The 20,596-nt window shown below is 68.2% G+C and carries 19 protein-coding genes and 1 pseudogene; 10 read left to right on the top strand and 10 right to left on the bottom strand.

Annotation, left to right across the window (positions count from 1 at the left end; all coding sequences use genetic code 11):
- Position 1 precedes the first annotated feature (1 nt).
- From AB0L95_RS04230 to AB0L95_RS04210, 5 genes are all read right to left on the bottom strand, one after another.
- On the bottom strand, positions 2 to 259 hold the full coding sequence (locus tag AB0L95_RS04230) for an acyl carrier protein (RefSeq protein ID WP_365156652.1): 258 nt from the start codon (positions 257 to 259) through the stop codon (positions 2 to 4).
- A gap of 82 nt (positions 260 to 341) precedes the next feature.
- Positions 342 to 1,592: a ketosynthase chain-length factor gene (locus AB0L95_RS04225; protein WP_365156649.1), complete on the bottom strand. Its 1,251-nt coding sequence runs from the start codon at positions 1,590 to 1,592 to the stop codon at positions 342 to 344.
- Positions 1,589 to 2,857 (bottom strand): beta-ketoacyl-[acyl-carrier-protein] synthase family protein, encoded by a 1,269-nt coding sequence (locus AB0L95_RS04220; RefSeq protein ID WP_365156646.1) that lies wholly within the window; start codon positions 2,855 to 2,857, stop codon positions 1,589 to 1,591. The genes AB0L95_RS04225 and AB0L95_RS04220 overlap by 4 nt, the downstream gene beginning before the upstream one ends.
- On the bottom strand, positions 2,854 to 3,315 hold the full coding sequence (locus AB0L95_RS04215; protein WP_365156643.1) for a cupin domain-containing protein: 462 nt from the start codon (positions 3,313 to 3,315) through the stop codon (positions 2,854 to 2,856). The genes AB0L95_RS04220 and AB0L95_RS04215 overlap by 4 nt, the downstream gene beginning before the upstream one ends.
- Before the next feature lie 65 nt (positions 3,316 to 3,380).
- On the bottom strand, positions 3,381 to 4,535 hold the full coding sequence (locus tag AB0L95_RS04210) for a SchA/CurD-like domain-containing protein (RefSeq protein ID WP_365156640.1): 1,155 nt from the start codon (positions 4,533 to 4,535) through the stop codon (positions 3,381 to 3,383).
- A 403-nt stretch (positions 4,536 to 4,938) separates the two neighbouring features.
- Here AB0L95_RS04210 and AB0L95_RS04205 point away from each other — a divergent pair, with 403 nt between their 5' ends.
- Positions 4,939 to 6,039: an acyltransferase gene (locus tag AB0L95_RS04205; protein WP_365156637.1), complete on the top strand. Its 1,101-nt coding sequence runs from the start codon at positions 4,939 to 4,941 to the stop codon at positions 6,037 to 6,039.
- 114 nt (positions 6,040 to 6,153) lie between these two features.
- The gene (locus tag AB0L95_RS04200; RefSeq protein ID WP_365156634.1) at positions 6,154 to 6,852 is read left to right on the top strand and encodes a class I SAM-dependent methyltransferase; all 699 of its coding nucleotides are present in this window, start codon (positions 6,154 to 6,156) and stop codon (positions 6,850 to 6,852) included.
- A 116-nt stretch (positions 6,853 to 6,968) separates the two neighbouring features.
- Here AB0L95_RS04200 and AB0L95_RS04195 read toward each other — a convergent pair.
- Positions 6,969 to 7,106 (bottom strand): annotated as a pseudogene (locus AB0L95_RS04195) (IS982 family transposase); the annotation flags it as partial.
- A 602-nt stretch (positions 7,107 to 7,708) separates the two neighbouring features.
- Between AB0L95_RS04195 and AB0L95_RS04190 the strand changes: the two are divergent.
- The 8 genes from AB0L95_RS04190 to AB0L95_RS04155 all read left to right on the top strand — a co-directional run bounded on the left by AB0L95_RS04190 (position 7,709) and on the right by AB0L95_RS04155 (position 16,237).
- Entirely contained in the window at positions 7,709 to 8,017 is a 309-nt protein-coding gene (locus tag AB0L95_RS04190; RefSeq protein ID WP_365156631.1) for a hypothetical protein, read from the top strand.
- Between the two features lie 87 nt (positions 8,018 to 8,104).
- Entirely contained in the window at positions 8,105 to 8,470 is a 366-nt protein-coding gene (locus tag AB0L95_RS04185; protein WP_365156629.1) for a hypothetical protein, read from the top strand.
- Between the two features lie 56 nt (positions 8,471 to 8,526).
- A complete protein-coding gene (locus AB0L95_RS04180) occupies positions 8,527 to 9,105 on the top strand; it encodes a hypothetical protein (RefSeq protein WP_365156626.1) in 579 nt (192 codons plus the stop codon).
- A 400-nt stretch (positions 9,106 to 9,505) separates the two neighbouring features.
- On the top strand, positions 9,506 to 10,765 hold the full coding sequence (locus AB0L95_RS04175; RefSeq protein WP_365156623.1) for a nucleotide sugar dehydrogenase: 1,260 nt from the start codon (positions 9,506 to 9,508) through the stop codon (positions 10,763 to 10,765).
- Between the two features lie 209 nt (positions 10,766 to 10,974).
- A complete protein-coding gene (locus AB0L95_RS04170; RefSeq protein WP_365156620.1) occupies positions 10,975 to 11,148 on the top strand; it encodes a hypothetical protein in 174 nt (57 codons plus the stop codon).
- Positions 11,149 to 11,177: 29 nt separating this feature from the next.
- Entirely contained in the window at positions 11,178 to 12,464 is a 1,287-nt protein-coding gene (locus tag AB0L95_RS04165) for a glycosyltransferase family 2 protein (RefSeq protein ID WP_365156618.1), read from the top strand.
- Between the two features lie 837 nt (positions 12,465 to 13,301).
- Positions 13,302 to 14,555 (top strand): nucleotide sugar dehydrogenase, encoded by a 1,254-nt coding sequence (locus tag AB0L95_RS04160; RefSeq protein ID WP_365156615.1) that lies wholly within the window; start codon positions 13,302 to 13,304, stop codon positions 14,553 to 14,555.
- Entirely contained in the window at positions 14,552 to 16,237 is a 1,686-nt protein-coding gene (locus AB0L95_RS04155) for a glycosyltransferase (RefSeq protein WP_365156612.1), read from the top strand. The genes AB0L95_RS04160 and AB0L95_RS04155 overlap by 4 nt, the downstream gene beginning before the upstream one ends.
- Here AB0L95_RS04155 and AB0L95_RS04150 read toward each other — a convergent pair.
- From AB0L95_RS04150 to AB0L95_RS04135, 4 genes are all read right to left on the bottom strand, one after another.
- Positions 16,198 to 16,410: a hypothetical protein gene (locus AB0L95_RS04150; protein ID WP_365156609.1), complete on the bottom strand. Its 213-nt coding sequence runs from the start codon at positions 16,408 to 16,410 to the stop codon at positions 16,198 to 16,200. The genes AB0L95_RS04155 and AB0L95_RS04150 overlap by 40 nt on opposite strands.
- A gap of 95 nt (positions 16,411 to 16,505) precedes the next feature.
- Complete coding sequence (locus AB0L95_RS04145; RefSeq protein ID WP_365156607.1) at positions 16,506 to 17,555, bottom strand: sigma-70 family RNA polymerase sigma factor; 1,050 nt, start codon at positions 17,553 to 17,555, stop codon at positions 16,506 to 16,508.
- A gap of 689 nt (positions 17,556 to 18,244) precedes the next feature.
- A complete protein-coding gene (locus tag AB0L95_RS04140; RefSeq protein WP_365156604.1) occupies positions 18,245 to 18,454 on the bottom strand; it encodes a hypothetical protein in 210 nt (69 codons plus the stop codon).
- A gap of 677 nt (positions 18,455 to 19,131) precedes the next feature.
- Positions 19,132 to 20,523 carry a serine/threonine-protein kinase gene (locus tag AB0L95_RS04135; protein ID WP_365156601.1) on the bottom strand — a complete coding sequence of 464 codons (1,392 nt, stop codon included), beginning with the start codon at positions 20,521 to 20,523 and terminating at the stop codon, positions 19,132 to 19,134.
- Positions 20,524 to 20,596 lie beyond the last annotated feature (73 nt).

The following is a 20,596-nucleotide window of genomic DNA, read 5'->3' as shown; positions in this document are numbered from 1 at the left end:
GTCAGGCTCCAGCCATGAGGGTGGTGTTGACGAGGTCGAGGAACTGACGGGGGGTCTTGCAGCGTTCCGCGTCGGGCGGCATCGGGGTGCCGTGCCGGTTCTCCAACTCCCCCACGATGCCGAGCAGGCCGAGGGAGTCGATGCCGAGGGCCTCGAACCCCGAGTCGTAGCTCTGCTCAAGGTCCTGCGGGGCCACGGTGACCCCGGCGGCCGTCTTCATCAGATCGGCCAGTTCTTCCACGGTGATGCGGTCGCTCATGCGGTTTCTCTCCTTCGCTGATGCTTGCTGCTGACTTTCCACAGGGATTGCTGCGGGTCGTCGTGGTGGGCTGCGGGCCTCCCTAGGAGGCGTCGGGGGCGCCGTGCCGCAGCACGAGCGCCGAGTTCGAACCCATGAGTCCCCGGCTGAGGATCAGCGCCGTGCGCAGCTCGGCGGGACGGGCGCGTACGGTCACCAGGTCGAGGTCATGGCAGAGATCGAAGACATGCGGGGTGGGCGGGATCAGGTCGTGCTCCATCGCGAGCACCGCCGCGGCGGTGTCCAGCACGGGCGCCGCGCAGTAGCCGCGCCCGATCCCCGTCTTCGGCGCGGTGACGGGCACCCGGCTGCCGTGCGCGCTCAGGACGTCGGCGATCGCCAGCGCCTCGGCCCGGTCCGCCGCCGGGATGCCGAGAGCGTCCGCGAAGACCACGTCGATCTCCTCGGGGGCGCAGCCGGCCTCGTCCAGGGCGCCGCGGATCGCCTGGGCGAGCCCCTCCCGGGACGCCTCCCAGCAGGAGGCGCCGGTGAACGTGGCCGCGTGTCCCGCGATGACGGCACGCACGGGCACGCCCCGCTCCCGGGCCGAGCCCACCTCCTCCACGACCAGCATCGCGCCGCCTTCCGCGGGCACGAACCCGCAGGCGTCGGCAGTGAAGGGACGGTAGGCGCGGGCCGGGTCGGAGGCCGTGCTCAGCTCCGGGTACCCGAGCTGGCAGACCCCCGAGTAGGGCGCCAGCGGCGCCTCGGTGGAACCGGCCACGATCACATCGGTGCCGCGTCCCACCGCCCTCGCGGCGTGCGCGAGGGCGTCGAGACCGCCGGCCTCGTCGGCGGCGACGACCGAACAGGGGCCCTTGAACCCGCGGCGGATGGAGATCTGGCCGGTGCTGGCGGCGTAGAACCAGGCGATGGACTGGTACGGGCCGACGTAACGGCTGCCTTTCCCCCACAGCCGTTGCAGCTCGCGCTGTCCGAACTCGCCGCCGCCGGACCCGGCCGCGGTGACCACCCCGGCGATGAACGGAGAGTCGCTCAGATCGGCCTGGCCGAACCGGGCGTCCTCCAGCGCGAGATCGGACGCGGCCATCGCGAAGTGCGTGAACCGGTCGGTCTGGACGAGGAACCGCTCCTCGATCGTCGCGGCCGGCTCGAAGCCCCGGACCTCGCCCGCCACTCGGAGCGGCAGATGCTCGCACCCCTCCCGGGTGACCCGGTCCAGGACGCTGACGCCCGCCTGGGTGGCCTTCCAGAAGGTGTCGGTACTCGTTCCGTTGGGCGCGACGACGCCGATTCCGGTGACGCCGGCACGCCTGCCGTGCGGTGCGCTCATCGTGTCCTCTCCCTCGGCCGGGTCAGGATCACCGCGGACTGGAACCCGCCGAACCCGCTGCCCACGGAGAGCACGTTGTTCAGCCTGCGTTCGCGGGCCACGCGGGGCACGTAGTCCAGATCGCACTCGGGGTCCGGGGTCTCGTAGTTGGCGGTGGGCGGAATGACCTGGCGGTCCAGGGCCAGCACACAGGCCACCACCTCGATCGCCCCGATCGCCCCGAGGGAGTGCCCCACCATCGACTTGATGGAGCTCATCGGGGTGTCGTAGGCGTGGTGTCCCAGGGCCCTCTTCACCGCCGCGGTCTCGTGCCGGTCGTTCTGCCGGGTGCCCGAGCCGTGTGCGTTGACGTAGTCGATCGCCGAGCCGTCGAGCCGCGCATGGTCCAGCGCCTCGTCGATCGCCCGCGCCATCTCCAGACCCTCGCTGGTGAGACCGGTCATGTGGTAGGCGTTGCCGAAGGTGGCATAGCCGCTGATCTCGCAGTACACGCGCGCCCCGCGGGCCCGGGCGTGCTCCAGCTCCTCCAGGACGAGCACCGCGCCGCCCTCGCCCATGACAAACCCGTCACGGTTGTTGTCGAAGGGACGGGAGGCGTGCGCGGGATCGTCGTTGTTCGGGGAGGTGGCCTTGATCGCGTCGAAGCACGCCATGGTGATCGGCGAGATCGGCGAGTCCGAGGCACCGGCTATGCACACATCGGCCCGGCCCTCCTGGACGGTGTGCAGGGCGTATCCGACCGCGTCGAGCCCGGAGGTGCAGCCCGTGGAGACGGTCTGCACCGGCCCGCGCGCCCCGAAGCGCTCCGCCACCGTCGAGGCGAGGGTGCTCGGCGAGAACGCGCGGTGCAGATGCGGCTGCGCCTGCCGGGGATCCACGTCCCAGCGCTCACCGTGGCTGCTGACCAGGACGTAGTCGTGCTCCAGCCGGGTGGTGCCGCCGACCGCGGTGCCCAGGGAGACCCCCACCCGCCAGGGGTTCTCCTGGCTCGTGTCGAGGCCGGCGTCACGCACCGCCTCCTCCCCGGCCGCCAGGGCGAACTGGATGTACCGGTCGCAGCGCGCCACCTGCTCCGCGTCCAGCCCATGAGCCGCCGGGTCGAAGTCGCACTCGGCGGCGATCTGCGAACGCAGACTGGACGGGTCGAAGAAGGTGATGCCCCGCGTCGCGGTACGGCCGGCCGAGAGCAGGTCCCAGAACGCCGGGACGCCGATGCCGCCCGGCGCCACCACGCCTATGCCGGTGACCGCGACCCGCCTGGTCATGAACGGACCTGGTCTCGCTCGGCCGGGCGGCCGGCGCCGACCTCGGCTGTCTGCGCCGCGACCGCGACCGCGTCGGTGCCCTCGGTGTCGACATGGCCCAGCTGCGGGCGCGGGGCCAGCGGACCCAGATGGAAGACGATCCGGGCCTCCGTGTCACCGACGTTGCGGAAGCGGTGGCGCATATAGGCGGGAATCAGCAGCCCTTGCTCGGGCTGCAGCGGCTGGGGGTCGCCGTCCAGGTCCACCTCCAGGCGCCCGCAGATGACGTAGACGAACTCCTCGGAGTACGGGTGGTAGTGCTCCCCGATGCGGTCGCCGGGCTGCACGATGGCCACGCCCATGAAACCGCTGGTGGAGCCGACCGTGGCCGGGGTGAGCATGGCGCGCAGGTCGCCTCCGCGCTTGGTGTTGGGCTCGGTCTCGCTGAGATTCACGATCCGGGGCCGGGGTTTGATCACGTCGTTCCTCCGGTGGTGTGCTGCGTCGACAGGGGGGCGCGGCCGCTACGGCCCGCGGGTGCCGGTCAGGCCTGGTCCGACCGGCGGTCGGTGACGAGTTGCATGCGGGCCAGCTTGAGGAAGTGCGCGGCGTCGCCGTCCTTCAGCGCCGAACCGTTCGCACCCACGGCCTCGCCGTCGAGGAGCGACAGCAGTTCGGCCGCCCGCGCGGAGTCGGCACGGCCGAGGGAGTGCACCGGGTCGCCGTCCAGGTCGCCCCGTACGTCGACCAGCCGCACCACGATCTCGTCGCGCTGGAAGATGGTGCTGCGGCAGACCGGGCAGTTCGGGTCGTTCGCCGACGCCTCGTCCTGCTCCGCGAGCAGCCGGGCCAGCTGCATCCCGCGACCCGGGCGGGCCGGGTAGTACAGCGCGTACCGCACCGCGTCCGGGCACTCGTCGTCCGCCGTCACATGGTGGACGGCGGGGACGGCGGCACGGGTGAAGAAGACCCGCGCGGCCTCGGGGTCGGTCAGGTCCCGCTCCTGCTCCAGATACGGGTTGATGGCCTCCTCGACGGCCCGCACCTGGGGCTGCCGGGAGACGTGGCGCAGCGCGGCGAGCAGGTCGCCCTCCACCTCGATGGCCCGTACGACCCGGTTGCCGTGCATGAACAGCGAGGTACGGCACAGCCGCGTGTTCTCGTCGACCTGTGCCTCCGGCGCGGCGTAGTCGGCGAGGATCTTGGCGACGGTCTCCTCGCTGCCGGGTCTGACGGTGAAGGTGAGCGCATGACGGATCTTGCCGTCGCCGATCCGGGGCGCCAGCTGCAACTGTCGGGGACCGGCGTCGGCCGCGGCCGCGCGGCTGGTCTCGCGGACGATGTGGAAGCGCAGCGACCGGGTGTCCCGGACGCAGCTGTGCAGCGGCCGGACCATCTGCACATGCTCTTCGCTGTTCACCCAGTCGAGGAACGGCGGGGCGCTCTCCCACTCACTGGTGATGAGCCACTGGGAGGGGCTCTCGATGGACTGGCAGAGCTGGTCGCTGACATGCCCGGGCACGGACGCGACCTGACTGCACAGATGCTCGTAAGCCTCCAGGAACTGCTGCTGGGCTCCGTCATAGACTTCCACCAGCAGTACGACCCTGAGGCGGGAGCCGTCGAAGACGGACTGGGACACACGCCTCGACGCCTTGCGCGTCACCGGTGCTGAAATACGTTCAGACGTAGTGGTCATCCTGCGCACTTCTCCTTACGCGGGGGCAGAGGGCAACGCCGGCCGCGAGGTGACGCGACGTCAGCGTTCTTCGATCTTGTGCCGGGGTCAGAGGGCGCGCGACTCGTATGAACCACGTGGGTGACGGGGCCCGCTGACCCATGCGGAGCCGCCCCCGGCAGGGCAGGGACACCGCGACGCGCCCCGCGCCGGCCGAAGAGGGGAAGTCCTGCGCTTCCCCGTTGAACCTCCTGGCCACCTGCGACGTATCAGTCACCGTGGGTGGCGCTGCGCCCACGCGAACAGGGAGATGTCGGGAGCGCACCGCAGAAGAAAGGGGCGAGCGATCCTAGGGTCGAACCCTCCCACCGGGAGTGCTCTGGAGTTGCCCGCACCGGCGCGAGAAGGGGGCGCGTCGGATGAGGTGCGCGGCCCCAGCCAGTTGCTGGGTCTCGACGGACTCCGCGGCCTGGCCGCGTTGTACGTCGTCCTGTTCCACTGCTGGCTGCTGACCTTTCCAGGATTCCCCGGCAACTCGGGTCCGCCCTGGCTCGGCTGGATGATGTACGGGCGTCTCGCTGTCGTCTTCTTCCTGGTGCTGTCCGGTTTCTCGCTGGCGATCTCCCCGGCGCGCAACGGCTGGCACCTGGGCGGTGCCGCTCGATTTCTACGCCGCCGCGCCTGGCGGATTCTTCCGCCGTACTGGGCGGCACTCGCTCTGAGCGTGCTCGTCGCCCACTTCGTGGTGGCGGCCTCGCACTACGGACCGCCGAACAGCAGAACAATCCTGGTGTACGGGCTCGTGGTCCAGGACATGATCACGGCGCCGACACCGAACGGAGCCTTCTGGTCGATCGGCGTGGAGGCGGAGCTGTATCTCCTCTTTCCGCTGCTCCTCCTGGTCCGGCGGCGGCTGGGAGCGGTGGTCCTGGTCGCGGGAGTGACACTGCCGGCGGTCGTCCGCGGCCTGGCGGCGGCACACGCCAACCCGGCAGAAGGAGTGAACTGGCTGGCCCCGAATCTCGCCCCGGTCTTCGTCGCCGGCCTGGTCGGCGCGGGGGTCATCGTCGCACCGGAGAGGATCCGGCGCCTGCCGTGGCACTGGCTGGCCCTGCTGGCCGCCGCACCGCCTCTGTCGCTCATCCTCGCCAAGGGATCGGCGTGGACGGTGAACCATTACTACTGGGTCGACCTTGCCGTCGTCCCTGCCATGACGATGCTTCTCGCCGCGGTCGCGACCGGAAGACCGGCCCCCCTCATGCGGCTCCTGGCCACGCGCCCCATGCGCAGTCTCGGCGGCTTCTCCTACAGCCTCTATCTCATCCATCTGCCCATCGTCATGACCGTCGTCCGGAAGATCGCCCCGCACTTCGTGTCACCCGGTCTGCCCACCTTCTGCTTGACACTCGCGCTCGCACTGCCCACTTCGATCCTGGGCGCCTGGATATTCTCCGAGACCTTCGAAAAGCCTTTCCAGCGGAACCGCTCCTGGAATTCCATGCTGTCGGCACTCCACAAGAAGTGACAGAGCTCCGCGACCTCGAAGAACGGTCCGTTGTGAGGGCGGACTGCTGGGGTGCAGCAGGGGGCAGGACGACGTCGTCTTTCACGGCAGCCCCCGCCGTGTTCCGATGGGGGTATGAGCGGACGCATGCGCGAGGGATACCAAGGAACCGGGCCGGGGGCAATCACGCCGGACGGGTGTGCAGTCGAGCTGTACGGACGGCTCCCCGTGGGCGACGAGCCCGACATCATCCAGCGGGCCGTCCCCGCCAAGGTCCATATTCTCGAGCTCGGATCTGGCGTGGGCCGCGTGACGCATCCGCTGGTGGAGCGAGGTTTCACCGTGACTGCCGTCGATGAATCTCCCCAGATGCTCGAGCGGGTCCACGGCGCCCGGACTGTCTGCAGTCCGATCGAGGAGTTGGAGCTCGAGGCTCGCTTCGACGTGGTGTTGCTGGGGTCGTTCCTTGTTCATGCTGGTGATCCACAAGTGCGCCAGGGGCTGCTACGGACCTGCCGACGGCATGTCGCGGACGACGGCTGCGTGCTGATCCAGCGAGAGAGCGAGGGTCGGCACGACAACCTGCCACAAGAGCGGAAGGTCGCTGGCGGCCTCGTCCGGGTGGTGTCCTCCGATCCGGTGGCCCCAGGTGTGCGGTCCGTCCACGTCGAATACATCTTCTCGGACGCGCGGTGGAGCCAGACGTTCTTGTCACGCCCCCTGACCGCCAAGGCCTTTGAGCTCGCTTTGAGCGAGGCAGGGCTTGCCGTCGACGCATACCTGACTGGCGACCGCACCTGGGTACGGGCTCTGCCAGTCACCGGTCAGCCGTAGACAGATCATGCCGACCAGCGTGAGTAGGGTCCGTCGATCCGGAGGTCGGCCACTGGCCGTGCCCCATCATGGTCGTAGGCGGTCGGCGATCGCTGGACGGACTGGCCGGTGTGGTCGTTGTGCCAGATCGCGGCGGTCAGGGCGAGGATGCGCTGCATGATGCGGGCGATGACACCGCGAGGTGTGCGCCCTCGGTGCTGTTCGAGGTCGAGTTGTCCCTTCAAGGTTTCGTTGACCGACTCGACGACCTGCCGCTCGGACACGTAGCGCGAGGCCATCAGTCACATGGACCGCCTGCTCAGGCGCCGTCCCGACCGTGAGTGACCGCCCCGGTCGATGTCACCCGTGGATGTCGGACGCCCCGGACCGATCATCGGCCGGGGCGTCTGTGCTGTTCAGCCAGAGAGCCCCCTGTCGGATTCGAACCGACGACCTTCGCTTTACAAGAGCCCCCAGCGTCACCCCTGTCCGTGATGATCTGCCCCTGTTTGCTGCGTTCATGCTGGTCAGCGCCGTCGGGCCTTCCGCCTCTGCCTGATCGTTCCCTGCCCTTACACGACCTTCCGTTCCCATGATGTCCCCATGAAGGACTGCCGTGAAGCCGTGGGAACGAGGGCGGGAGAGTCTGCCGAGGTCGGCTGGGGTCGTCGAAGCGGCGAGCAGCGCAGACCCCTTGGGCATGACGAAGGCCCCGCCCCCATCAGGGGTCGGGGCCTTCGGCCGTCTGCGCGCGCCCTGTCCGGGGTCGCTGTGCAGAGGCTAACTGCTCACGCTGATCTGCGAGGCCAGTCCGTACAGGATGCTCGGACGGATCTCCGGCTCGCCGGCGTAGCCGCAGGCGTGCGGGCAGCTGTGGGTGGACGACGGCCACGGCAAGTCGCTGCTCGAGGTGCACGTCTCCCGGCAGACCTCCACCACCGTGATCCGCAGCCACGTCTTCGCCGGCACGACGCCCTTGGCCGACGGCACCCTGATCGAGTCCCGGCAGACTCCACCCGGAACGGGCCCCGGGCACGCGGCGGTGAACGTACTGCATCCTGACGGGCTCTACGTCACCATCATGCAGTGGCAGGCACCGAGCCAGAACACCCCCGCGACCCGGACCACGCCGATCCTGACACTGGCCCAACTGCGGGCCATCGCAACCAGCTCGCAGTGGCAGTAATGCCCGGAGGCGATGATCCTGAGCGCGGGAAAGCGGAAACGGTCGACACGAGCGCCGCTTTCCAGTCTTGTGTTGACACAAATGAGGATGATTGATGCGCACCCCGGCCGACCCGTCGAGGTTCGCGTGGACAACCTCCAGGCGCTGCGGCTCCTGCACAGCTGGCAGCAGGGCGGGACGGACATGCCCGAGGGCTACGACACCCACCTGCGCTCCCAGGGGCGCCGGCCCAGCCTGGTGAAGCTGCAGTTGCTTGCCGAGTACACGCCGGACCTGACGTTCGTCCACGAGAAGGCCCACGTCGGTCACCCGCTCAACGAGGCCGCCGACTCCCTCGCCAAGCTCGGCCTGCGGTGCGTGCGCGGCGTCGTCCCGCGTACCGAACTCCCGCGCCTGGTCCCGCTGTGGGCCGCCAACGCCCTCGCCGACTATCGGCGCTCCCAGGCCGCCTGATTCAACCCGTCCACATCGAGATCCTCTTCCGCACACACCATCGGGGGTACCCGCGCATGTCCACACCGCCCTGGGCCCAGCAGCCCCAGCAGCCCGGCCAGCCGCAGCAGTCGTTCCAGCCGCAGGCCCCGGAACCGCCGAAGAAGAAGAGCAAGGCCAAGACCAGTGCCGGAGTCGGCTGCCTCGGCGTCGTCGGCATCGTGGTCCTCGCCGCCGTGATCTCCGCTGCCGGCGGCGGCAAGTCCGGCAGCAGCACCGCCAACAGCCCGGCGGCCGCACACGCGGACACCGGGAACAGCGCCAAGGCCGCCGCCCCGCACTCAGCCGCCAAGAAGAAGACGCCGCAGACCGTCACCTACGTCGTCACCGGCACCGGTGGTGCCGACGTGCAGTACGGCCCGGCCGGGTCCTCCGTCCAGGGCAAGGTGCCGATGAGCGTGACCAAGCCGCTCGGCAACCCGCAGTACTACTCGATCACTGTGCAGCTTCAGGGTGGAGGCCACGTCACCTGCCAGCTGAAGATCAACGACAAGGTCATCTCGCAGTCCACCGCTTCGGGTAGCTACAACATCGCCTCCTGTGAGATCAGCAAGGACATGTACAGCGACAAGTGGACCGACACCAACGCCGGCTGATGGCTGCCCGGCGTCGGTCAGTCCGCCTTCGACTGCGGTGCATCGTCACCGCGATCGGGCCTCAGAGGGAATTCAGAAGTTGCGAATCCATAACAAGGGTTCCGCGCGACAACACTTTTGTTGAACTCTTGAGGCCCTCAAATGAGGGGGGATTGTGAAGATCGACTTGTGTGCATCGCGCACGTACGGGCAGGGGGCCCGGACGGATCGGTAACACGGTGGTGACTCGACGCGGGCGACTGCTGTAACCCGACGGGGGGTTCAGCTCGCCGCTCTCACACCGCTGCTTGCAGTACCCGACGCCGCGGCTGCCTGCTTCAGGAACAGGCAGCCGCACTTCAGGGGCGCCGTTTTCCAGTCCGCGCGTGTCCGCGGGCTGGCTCAAGGTGAGGAAACCACCATGCACATTTGTGTGCTCGGGCAAGGCTATGTCGGCCTGCCCCTGGCCCTGAGGGCCGCTGAGGCTGGACACACCGTGACCGGCTACGAGCCCGACCGGAAGCGTTGCGAGAGGCTGGCCGCCGGATCGTCCTACATCGAGGACATCGACTCCAACCGCCTGCAGCAAGTACTTCGTTCGGGCGCCTACACCGTCAGCTCCGATCTGAAGGACCTCAAGGGTTTCGACGTCGCGGTCATCACCGTGCCGACCCCGCTGACCGACCGTGCCCCAGACCTCAGCTGCGTACGGGAGGCCGGCAGTGCGCTGGCCGCGTGGCTGGAGCCGGGTGCCACCGTGGTGCTTGAGTCGACCACGCATCCGGGCACAACGCGCGACGTGCTCATACCCCTGCTGGAGGAAAGATCGGGCCTCGTTGCCGGACGAGACTTCCATGTCGGATTCAGCCCCGAGCGCATCGACCCCGGCAATGCTGATTGGCGGCTGGAGAACACACCCAAGATCGTCGCCGGGCTCACCGATGCCTGCCTGCGGCGTGTGAAGGCCTTCTATGATTCGATCACCGAAGTGACCGTACCGGCCTCCGGGTTGGAAGAAGCCGAGCTGGCCAAGGTGTTCGAGAACACCTACCGCCACGTGAACATCGCACTGGTCAATGAGCTCTCCCGGATGGCACACACGCTAGGCGTGGACGTGTGGCACACCCTGGAGTTGGCCGCGACCAAGCCGTTCGGATTCACCAAGTTCCTGCCGGGCCCCGGCGTCGGCGGGCATTGCCTGCCCATCGATCCCGTCTACCTCAGCCACCACGTCAAAGCTCGGCACGGACAGACCTTCCGGCTCATTGAGCTGGCCCAGGACATCAATGAAAGCCAGCCGGACTACGTGGTGCGCCGCCTGCAGGACGCCCTGAGCCGCCGATTCCGCCGCAGTGTGCACGGGGCCCGCATTCTCGCCCTCGGCGCCGCTTATAAGCCGGGCACTTCGGATGCCCGACAGTCGCCGGCCGTCCAGGTCATCGACCGGCTGCGCGCCATGGGGGCGCATGTGACCGTCGTCGACCCCTACCTGCCCAACGACGGCTGCAGGGACATCCCCTTCGCCCCCGCGGACGACGGCACGAGTGTTGCCGAGTTCGATGCCGTAGTCCTGCTCACCCCACACGGCGAATTCGACCTCGCCCAGCTCGCTGTCGAGGCCGCCTACGTGTTGGACACCCGTGGCGTCATGGCGCCTGCCCCTCACGTCGAGCGGCTCTAGAGCACCGAAGAACAACAGGGGTGGCAGGGCCAAAGGATGAGAGACCGATCCCGGTCGAGGAGTAGGACGCCGTGGTGCTGCTGACGCCTCAATGACCCATTCGACGTCGCAGAGGTTGCCAATGAGGCGGCCTATGCGCCGGTCACGCTCGGCGCCATGCCGACTCACGACAAGGTCGAGCGTCCGCGACGCTCGGGAAGGAAGGAATCATGTACGGACATAATGGTGTGGGTGCCGCGATCGGTACCGCCACCGGGGGAGCCGCTCTGGCCGCCACGGGCGGCACGGCTCTGGGATGGATCGTGCTGGCGGCCATGCTCCTCGTGGTCAGCGGGGTGGCAGTCTTCCGCCTGGCGACCCGCGGCAAGCGGGTGACCGCTTGAGCACTGCATCACGGGCGAGATTCACCGTGGTGACTGCCGTGGTGGTGGCGGCTCTGGCCGCTGCCACCGTGGTGGTCCACCTCCAATCGAAGAGCCCCATCCTGACGTTCTACTGGTGGCTGGGCATGATGGTGATCGTGCTCTGCCTGGCCTCGTTCCTGAAGGGCCGGTCCTTCACGCACCTGCCCGTAGCTCCTGGCCGGACGGTGGCCATCATTCCAGCCTTCGAAGAGCCCACGGAGAACCTGCACCGCACAGTGAGGTCGCTGCTGGTCCAGACGCATCCGGTGGATGAGATCCATGTGATCGACGACGGCTCGCAGCAACACCCCGTGGAGCCCTTCGATCATCCTCGGGTTTTCTGGCACCGACAGGAGAACAAGGGCAAGCGCGGTGCCCAGGTCACGGTGCTCCGTCACCTTCAGGAGCAGGGCAAGCACTTCGAATTCGTTCTCACCATTGACTCGGACGGCGAGCCCTTCCCGGATGCTCTGGAGCAGCAGCTCCGGGCCATGAGCAACCCGCGGATCCAGGCCACCACTGGCATGATCTACATCCGCAACTTTGAGGAGACCTGGGTCTCCAGGGCTGCGGACATCGACATCGGCACTTCGTGCGTGATGATGCGGTCCTCGCGATCCATGCTCGGAGCGCTGGAGACCACGTCGGGCGCGCTGGCCCTCTACAGGGCAGAGCTGCTCTACGACCATCTGGACGCCTACGAGGTGGAGTGCGGTACGGGGGACGACCGTTGGCTGGCGCTGAGGGCTCTCATGCGCGGTGAGGTCGTGGCTGTCAACGAAGCAGGCGTGGTCACCGACATGCCGACGACGCTGAAGAAGACCTACCGTCAGCGCCTGCGCTGGGCACGGTCGTGGTGGTGGATGCTGCCGTTCGTGTACTCGCGGCTGTCGTTGAAGCAGCTCATCTCGCCGACTTTCGGCCTGCTTCAGCTCGTCATCACCCCTGTGATGCTGGCCTGGACTCTCGTGATGACGGTGATGGCCTTGGGTGGCCGCTACCACAACCCGGGCGTTGCCTTGGTGTACCTCGCGGTGTACGTCGTGGTGCGTTACGGGCAGGCGGGACTGTACGTGCTCATGCGGCCGGACATGACCACACGCCAGCGGTGGCGCTCGTGGCTTGTCGGAACCCCGGCGTCCGTGTTCATGAACATCGTGCTGCTATGCCCCACTCGCTACTGGGCTCTGTTCAAGCTCCGCGACAACGCTTGGCAGTCGCGGGGGCTGACGGCCAAGACGGCTCTGCCGAAGAACCGCCACCGTCTCGATGCGAAGGATCTGATGGGCGCTTAGGTGGCCATGGGGCGAGGACGAGCGAGTGCAGGAGATCATTCGCGGTCGCCGAGCACAGGGCCAAGCTGCCCACCATGGCCACGCGGCCGCACCTGGCGTCCGTCTGGGTCGTCGTAGTCAGGCCGGTCGTGGTTCGCGTACAGCCTGATCGCGTGGACCATGAATGCTCTTCGGCTCGTCGTTCGTGACCCTCTCTCCATCAGATCCTTCATCCGTGCTGCCATGTGCTGGGCACTCATCCAGGGCTGCACCACGCCCTGGGGCCCCCACGAGGTGCTCATTCCGCACCGGCCGGGGAGCGAGCTGATACGGCCGCCAGTCCGCTGGTCCGCATGGCAGGAACCTGCTGAGCCACCATGCGTCCGGCCGTCGCGGGGCCAATGAGGTCCGAGGACAGCACGGGCTCCTCGGTAGGAGCCGCGCGCTGCAGGGATGCGCGCACGTGAGCACCTGGCAATGCGCCGGCGGTCTGGCCCGGATGCCCGCCGTCGTCCAGGCTTCCGTCCCGCGCCAGAAGCGCCGACGAACCCCACCTTCTCCTGCCCTAGCGACGCGCTGCCCTGGAACCGCGCCGTTCTGGCGCCGCCCTCACCGGTGCACTCGTTCGACAACGGGTGAAAGCGGGCTCACTGCGACAGATGAGGAAGGCGGAAAGTTGTACGCACTTGAAGTGAGATGGGGCACCTTAAAGGAGCATTAAAGGAATGTGGTTGAAGTGTGAAGGTCTTGTTAGCCTCCTGAATCTTGTTCAGTTCCTCGGGGACCGAGGTAGCGCCTGTACGCGGCTGCGGCCGTCAGACCAGGGGTTGGGATGATGTCGTGAGTAGAGCCACCAGGGTGGATCTCGTCGTTGTGGGGCTCGGATATGTGGGGTTGCCGCTGGCCCGCTCCGCTGCAGCAGCAGGGCTGAAAGTAGTCGGTTTGGACCGCAACCCTCGGGTCGTCGACAGCTTGACTTCCGGCCGTTCGCACGTGGATGACGTTGCCGACGCCGACGTTCGTACGATGCTGGAGCAAGGCTTTGAAGCGGTCGACCGGGCCGAGGTCATCGCAGACGCTGCCGCGGTAATTGTGTGCGTCCCGACCCCGCTCACCGACCACGGCTCTCCGGACCTGGGCGCGGTGCACGCTGCAGTCGACGACATCGCGGCCCACCTGGCTCCTGACACACTCGTGGTGTTGGAGTCGACGACCTACCCGGGTACGACCGAGGAGGTCGTACGTCCTCGACTTGAGGCCAGCGGCCTGCAAGTTGGCAAGGACTTCCATCTGGCGTTCTCCCCGGAGCGCATCGACCCGGGCAACTCCAGCTTCGGTCTGGAAAACACGCCGAAGGTGGTAGGCGGTGTTACGCCGGAATGCACCAAGGCCGCACGCACCCTCTACGAGCACTTCGTGGGCAGCGTCGTGGAGGCGAAGGGAACCCGCGAGGCCGAGATGGCCAAGCTCCTGGAGAACACCTATCGCCACGTCAACATCGCCCTCGTCAATGAGATGTCGATGTTCTGCCGCGAGATCGGCGTCGATCTGTGGGACGCGATCCGCTGCGCCTCCACCAAGCCGTTCGGGTTTGCCCCCTTCTACCCTGGCCCGGGAGTCGGTGGGCACTGCATCCCCATCGACCCCAACTACCTGTCGTACAAGGTTCGGTCGCTCGGCATTCCATTCCGCTTTGTGGAACTGGCCCAAGAGATCAACCAGCGGATGCCCCTGCACGTGGTGAACCGTGCGGCTGACCTGCTCAACGACCAGGGCAAAGCGGTCCGAGGCTCGCGCATCCTGCTGCTCGGCGTGACCTACAAGCCCGACATCTCTGACCAGCGGGAGAGTCCAGCTCTCGCCGTGGCCGAGAGCCTCCGTGCACGGGGCGCCGAACTCGTCTACTTCGACCCGCGCGTGACTGACTGGACCGTCGGCGGGATGCCGGTCGAGCGGATCGACGACTACCTGGCCGCGGCCGAGACAGCGGACCTCACCGTTCTGCTCCAGGCTCACCGGGAGATCGACCTGGACCTGCTTGCCGACCGTGCCCGAGTGCTGTTCGACACCCGCGGCCGGTCCGCCGATCACCCTCGGGTGGTCAAGCTGTGACTACCGAGGACACCTACATACCCGGGGCTGCTGAGTCCGGCAGCCGGCAGAAACACCGCAGACGCAGACATCTGAAGGTGTCGTACCTCTTCTTCCTGGGCCTCGCCGCACTGATCTTCACACGGCTCGACGCCGGTTCCCTGCACCTGTACACGATCGGTGCCATGGGCCTGCTGGCCATCAAGATGTTCATGGCGCTCTTCTACCGTCCAGCCAAGGCGGGACGAGAAGAACTGGAATACCTCGATCAGTCGTGGGTCACCGCAGTCATCCCCATCTACAACGAGGACCCGGTGATGTTCGAGCAGGGCCTGCGCAGCCTCCTCGCGCAGAGCCGGCTCCCCAACGAGATCCACATCATCGACGACTGCAGCGCGGACCCCGGCGGCATCCGCGTCGCCAAGAAGATGCGCCGTGAGTTCGAAGCCCATGGCGTCAAGTACTCCGTCAGCGTGCAGCCGGAGAACAAGGGTAAGCGCGAGGCGCTGGCCCGGGGCTTCGAGGCAGCTCCGTACTCGGACATCTTCCTGTGCGTGGACTCGGACACGGTCCTCGCCCGGGACACCTTCCGCGAACTCCTGATCCCGATGGCCGACGAGCGCGTCATGGCCTCCACCGGCATGGTCTTGGCCCTCAACCACGACAGCAACATCTTCACTCGTCTACAGGACCTCAGATACGGCAACTCCTTCCTCTTCGAGCGGGCCGCGTACTCGCGCTTGAAGTCCGTGCTGTGCTGCTGCGGCGCGCTCTCCGCCTATCGAGGCACGCTGGTTCGCAAGTACCTCCCGGACTTCCTCAACCAGCAGTTCCTGGGCAAACCGGCCGTCTTTGGCGACGACCGCCGGATGACCAACTACTGCCTCATGGAGGGCCGGGTGGTCTTCCAAGAGACCGCCGTCGGCTACACGGCGGTGCCGGAGAAGCTTCCGCACTTTCTGCGCCAGCAGGTCCGCTGGAATAAGTCGTTCTTCCGCGAGTCCCTGTGGGCCTTCCGACACCAGAAGAAGCACCGGCCCGCCTTCTGGCTGACCTGCATGGAACTGGGGTTGTGGCTGGTGTTCGGCACGGCGATGCTCTACTCGCTGCTGGTCCTGCCGATCCTTCACCCAACCTCGTTCTTCCACCACGTCGGCGACTACGTCGTCTTCATGATTCTTATGGGGTACCTGCGCAACGTCCGGTACCTCGACTTCCCGCGCCGCGGTATGGGCTTCGTCAAGCGGTTCGGCATGTTCTTGCTGGCCCCGCTGTACGGGCTGATCCAACTGTTCCTGCTGACCCCGCTGCGCTTCTACGCCCTGTTGACCTTGGGCAAGGGCAGTTGGGGCACCCGGCAGGGCGGCGTCGAGGTGTCCGTGGCCGGCGACGAGGCGGAGGTGACGGAGATCTTCGAGGAGGAGGATCCGTACTCTGACAAGAAGGTCACCGAGACACTCCAACTGATGAGGTTGGAGGGCGTCGCGCTCGCCCGCACTGCCGCCCCGCGTCGACCAGTCGTTCAGGAGCAGCCGCTGCCGCCCGGGCAGCTCCAGGAACAGGGCTGGAGTGTTCCGCAGCAGCACGTGACATGGGGGACGCCAGCACCGGCCGAGCAGGCGCAGTGGCAGGTCCCCCAGCAACCCGGCCCATCCCAAGGCGATTACAAGGATCCATCCTGGCAGCACGGGCAGGGCTGGTAGCAGGACCGGGTGCCGTGCCGGATGAACGCCTGTAGGTGCCGACCCCGTGCGCCTTGCTCACCGGCCACGTTGATCAGTGCCTTCGCCAGCTTCGGGCCGGGGACGAACCGGAAGTCGATCTCGTCGTCAGTCTCGGGCGGGGTCCAGTCGACCTTGCCCAGAGGCAGGGTCACCAGCAACTCCCGCTCTACCGCGTACCGAAGGCAGTTGCTGACGACCGTCCGCTTACGGTTTACCGCGTTCTCGGCAGCGGCCGCGCCGTCCGGCGCTACGGCAGCTTCGGCGACGGCGTGCGCGAAGGCGTCCTCGGGGCGGGGACGGAGAGCGGAGCGGCCGGTACGGCCGAGGCCGAGGGGAGCGACGGGACCGACGAGGCGGCCGACCTCGTCGGCAGGTCCGGCACGGCGGTCGGCAGGCCCGGCACCTTCGGCACCACGGACACCTGCGGCGCTGACAGCTTCGGGAGCGGGGGCGCGGACACGTCCGGCAGGGACGGCACGGGCACCGGCAGGGACGTTCCCCCGGTGGGTGAGGGCCCCAGGCCCCAGGCCCCGGGCGCCGGGGGCGAGGGGGTGGGCGTCCTGGGGGCACGCCCTCGGCCCGTGGTCTCGATGCCCAGGACCCGCGCGTCGCTGGACACGGCCGGCCGCGGCGCCGGACCGTTCCCGTTTCCGCCCGCGTCGAGCGCGTACGGCAGCACGAACCCCGCCACCACCAGGGTCGCTGCCGTTGAGGTGACGGCGACCGCCTGCGCATTGCCGCCCCCGCGCAGCCGCCCGCGCCCGACCAGGAACAGCACCAGCCCGAGCGTCCCGGCCAGCGAGGCGCGCAGCGTTCGCCGGGCTCGGGCGAGCAGCGACTCGACGGTCCGGTAGCTCAGCCCCATCCGCACCGCGACCTGGCTCACGTCCAGGTCCTCGGACCTCAGCCGAAGCGCCTCCGCCTGCCGGGCGGGCAGCTCACCGCTGCGCACGGCGAGCCACTTCGCCTCGGCCTGGTCGCACACCGCCTCCTCGACGGGTACCGGGCCCGGCGCGACGAGTGAGGGGCGGCTGCCCACCTCGGCCTCGCGGTTGACCTGCCGGTGCCGGTCGACGCACAGCCGCATCGTCACCGTCGTCAGCCAGGCGCCGAGCCGCTCGTCGTCGAGGTCCGGACGCTCCGCGGCCCGCAGCATCGCCTCGTGAACGGCGTCCTCGGCGTCCTCCGGGCTCATGGATCGCCGCCGGGCCACCTTGAGCAACTGCTCGCGATGGCTCCACATGCGCTGCCAACGCTCGTCGGCGGCCGCTGTGTCCGCAGGCATGTCCGTCGCCATGAGGGCCCCTTCGCACTCACCCGCCAGTCCTGTGCTTCCGGCGGGTTGCGACATTACCGCCGAGTAGCGGCAGTTGTGGAGGGGGATGCGCCCATCGTGTTCCAGCCGTTGCCGGTGGTCAGCGGCCCCGCGTCGGGTAGCACACCACCGCAGGACAGTGTGAGGGTCGGTTCGGGGACGGGAACCAGCGGCGTCCCGGACTCCTTCGGGACGCTGTCGCCGCGCATGGCTGGTGTGGAGGGGGTGTGACCCGGTTGCGATGTACGCAAGTGGACGACGTCACAGGGTGTTGATCTTGCGGAGATCGCCCGTCACTCGTGACATTGACGTCGCACAGGGCGCTGAAGCTGATGGCCCCGGACGTGGGTCGAGGCGGCCGCCCCCTTGGGGAAGGTATGGGCGCCGTCGCGCAAGGGCAGGCCCGTATTCCCCCGTGACGGGTCTGCCCCTGCCCGCAAGGGCCGGCCTGGGCGCTCAAGATCGGCCGTGTACCGCTTGCTCGTGTTGCTCTTCTTGCTCACTGCCTGGAACTGCTGCCCCTGGGACCTTCCGTCCCAGTATCAGGCTGTCCAGCTCAGCAGGGGAACCTCATGAGCGCCCTTCCTCGGCCCCGTCTGGGGCCGAGGAAGGGCGCTTCATGGTCAGCATCGTCGACAACTGCTGACGGCTCAGCAGCGGGAGGCTACCGATCAGAAGGAGACGAAGACGCCAGCCTGGTGGTATTGGCTGGCGGCTCCCAGGGCCTCGCCCTTGACTGCGTCGACCTGAGCCAGGACATCCGAGTCGCTGACTGCCGTGGGCCCGGCGATGACGCCGACGTGCGGGCTGAGGCCGCCGGAGACGTTGTCGAGCTCAGCGTCGGAGATCTCAATGGTCTGAACCTGGGGAGCGGAGTTCATGGTGAGACTTCCCTTCGTATGAATGTCGGTAAGGGGAGCGGCTCATGTGGGGACAAACGGCGAGCCGCGGCTGCAGGCGCGCGACGTCCAGTTCCAGGAACCTTCGCGCGACCCGGCAGCGCAAAGGATGAAATCACGGAGGACGCCGAGCATCCAGTCAAACGACGCTCCCACCAGGGCAGTTAGAGGCGCGGTCTTCGCATCCGTGCAGACATGACCACGATTTGAAGGCAGCTTCTCTACAAGCTGCATGGGCCCGGGGATGGCTGGTATCGCCGCAGGAGCTCCCAACTTGACGCTCCACATCAATCGGGCGTCGTCTGGCGTGTTCTTGTGTGGATCCCGCGACCGAAGTGTTGTGGCTGGGGCATTCGACGTGCAGATTCACGGCGCGGGGGGCGCGAGTACCGCTCCGGGGAGCGGCTGGGGTCGCTGATCCTGCGGTGTGCGGGAGGAGCGCAATACAAAGTGGGACAACGTGCGGCTGCCCGACTGAGCCGACGACGCCGCATGCGGCACTGCTCGGATCTGGCAACTGCCGGGCAGCCGTTCCTCGGCTCTCTGCCCGGCACGCCATGCTCACCGGAGTTGCACCGCAGCCCCGGCGCCGTCGATCAGGCGCTCGACCGACGAGAAGCCGGGGTCACACCGGCCGCAGCTCGCCTACGCACGGCCGTTCAGCCGAGCGCGTCGAGTGCGGCGGTGATCCGGGGGGCTCCCGCGGCGGTGAGTTTGCCGGTGCGCTGGAGGCTGTTCAGGCGACCCCGCAGGTCCTCGATCTTGTGGTCGGCGTCGTTCGTACGCCCCTTGGCGCGCTGCTTGGCGATCTCCTTGGGCCGGTTGTGCAGGTCTTGTGCGGCGTCGCGTGCCAGGACACCGCTGAGCTGCTCCGTGGTGACGACCCTCTGCACATCGGCGACCGTTCCCTGGTGCTGGGTTGCCGTGGCGGTGGTCGACGGACTCGACGCTGTCTGCGAGGGAGCCGCGGTGGCGGGCGCCGAGGAGGTGGGCGCGCTGGCCGACGGTGCCGGGTCGGCGGCCTGGTTCGCGTCGGGGGAGCCGGACGAGTTCACCAGATAGCCGGTGATGGCCGGCGCCGCGAAGACCGCCGCGCCGAGCAGGACGAGCCGGCGCCGGTTTCGGCGGTCGGGACGCGCCGTGGCCCGGCCCCGACGCCCTACTGCCTCGGGGCGAATCCCGTGGGCCCCGGCCTCGGGAGCGGCGGGCATGGGCAGGGTGGTGAGTGCAGGGGATGAACCGGCACCGGCCAGGCGCTCGCGCACGGCCCCTGCATCGGCTGGACGGTCGGAGGGGTCCTTCGCCAGCAGGTCGAGCACCAGCTGTTCCAGGTCCGCGGGGACGTCCGGGCGTATGCCGCGCAGCGGCCGCGGCGGCTGGTGCAGGTGCTGGTAGAGGACGGCCATCGGGTCCTCACCCGTGAAGGGCGGCTCCCCGGTGAGCATCTCGTGCAGGATGCAGCCGAGCGCGTACAGGTCGGCGCGGGCGTCCACCGGGGCGCCGGTCGCCTGCTCGGGCGCCATGTAGGCGCTGGTGCCGACCACGGTGGCGACGGCCGTGAGCCCGGCGCGCGCGGTCGCGGCCGTACGGGCGATGCCGAAGTCGACCACCTTCACCGTGCCGTCCGGGCTCATGAGCAGGTTTGCGGGCTTGAGGTCACGGTGCACCACCCCCGCCCGATGCGCGGTCTCCAGCGCCCCGCACACCTGGTCCGCCACCGTGACGGCGTACTCGACCCGCAACCGCCCGCGCGCGATCAGCGAGCCGAGGTCGGCCCCCTCGATCAACTCCGTCACCAGGAAGGGCAGATGCCCGTCCACGCCGGCGTCGAAGACGGTGACGATGTTCGCGTGTCCGAGACCGGCCACAGTGTTCGCCTCGTGACGGAACCGCTCGACGGCCGAGGCGTCGTGCAGCGCCCCCTCGGCCATGAGCTTCACCGCCATGGCACGACCCAGCACCTCGTCCCTGGACCGCCACACGGTTGCCATACCGCCGCGCCCCAGGGGGTGTTCGAGTCGGTAGCTTCCGGCCACGAGTTGATTCATCATGGCGGTCATTATTCAGCCACCCGCCTTCGCGACCATGCCTCTCATGGCGTCGCGGTCCTGCCCCTCACGGCTT

The sequence above is a fragment of the Streptomyces sp. NPDC052036 genome, from assembly GCF_040680495.1.
Classification (GTDB): domain Bacteria; phylum Actinomycetota; class Actinomycetes; order Streptomycetales; family Streptomycetaceae; genus Streptomyces.
Note: the sequence above shows the minus strand (reverse complement) of the source record. Positions and strands in the feature narration are given on the sequence as shown.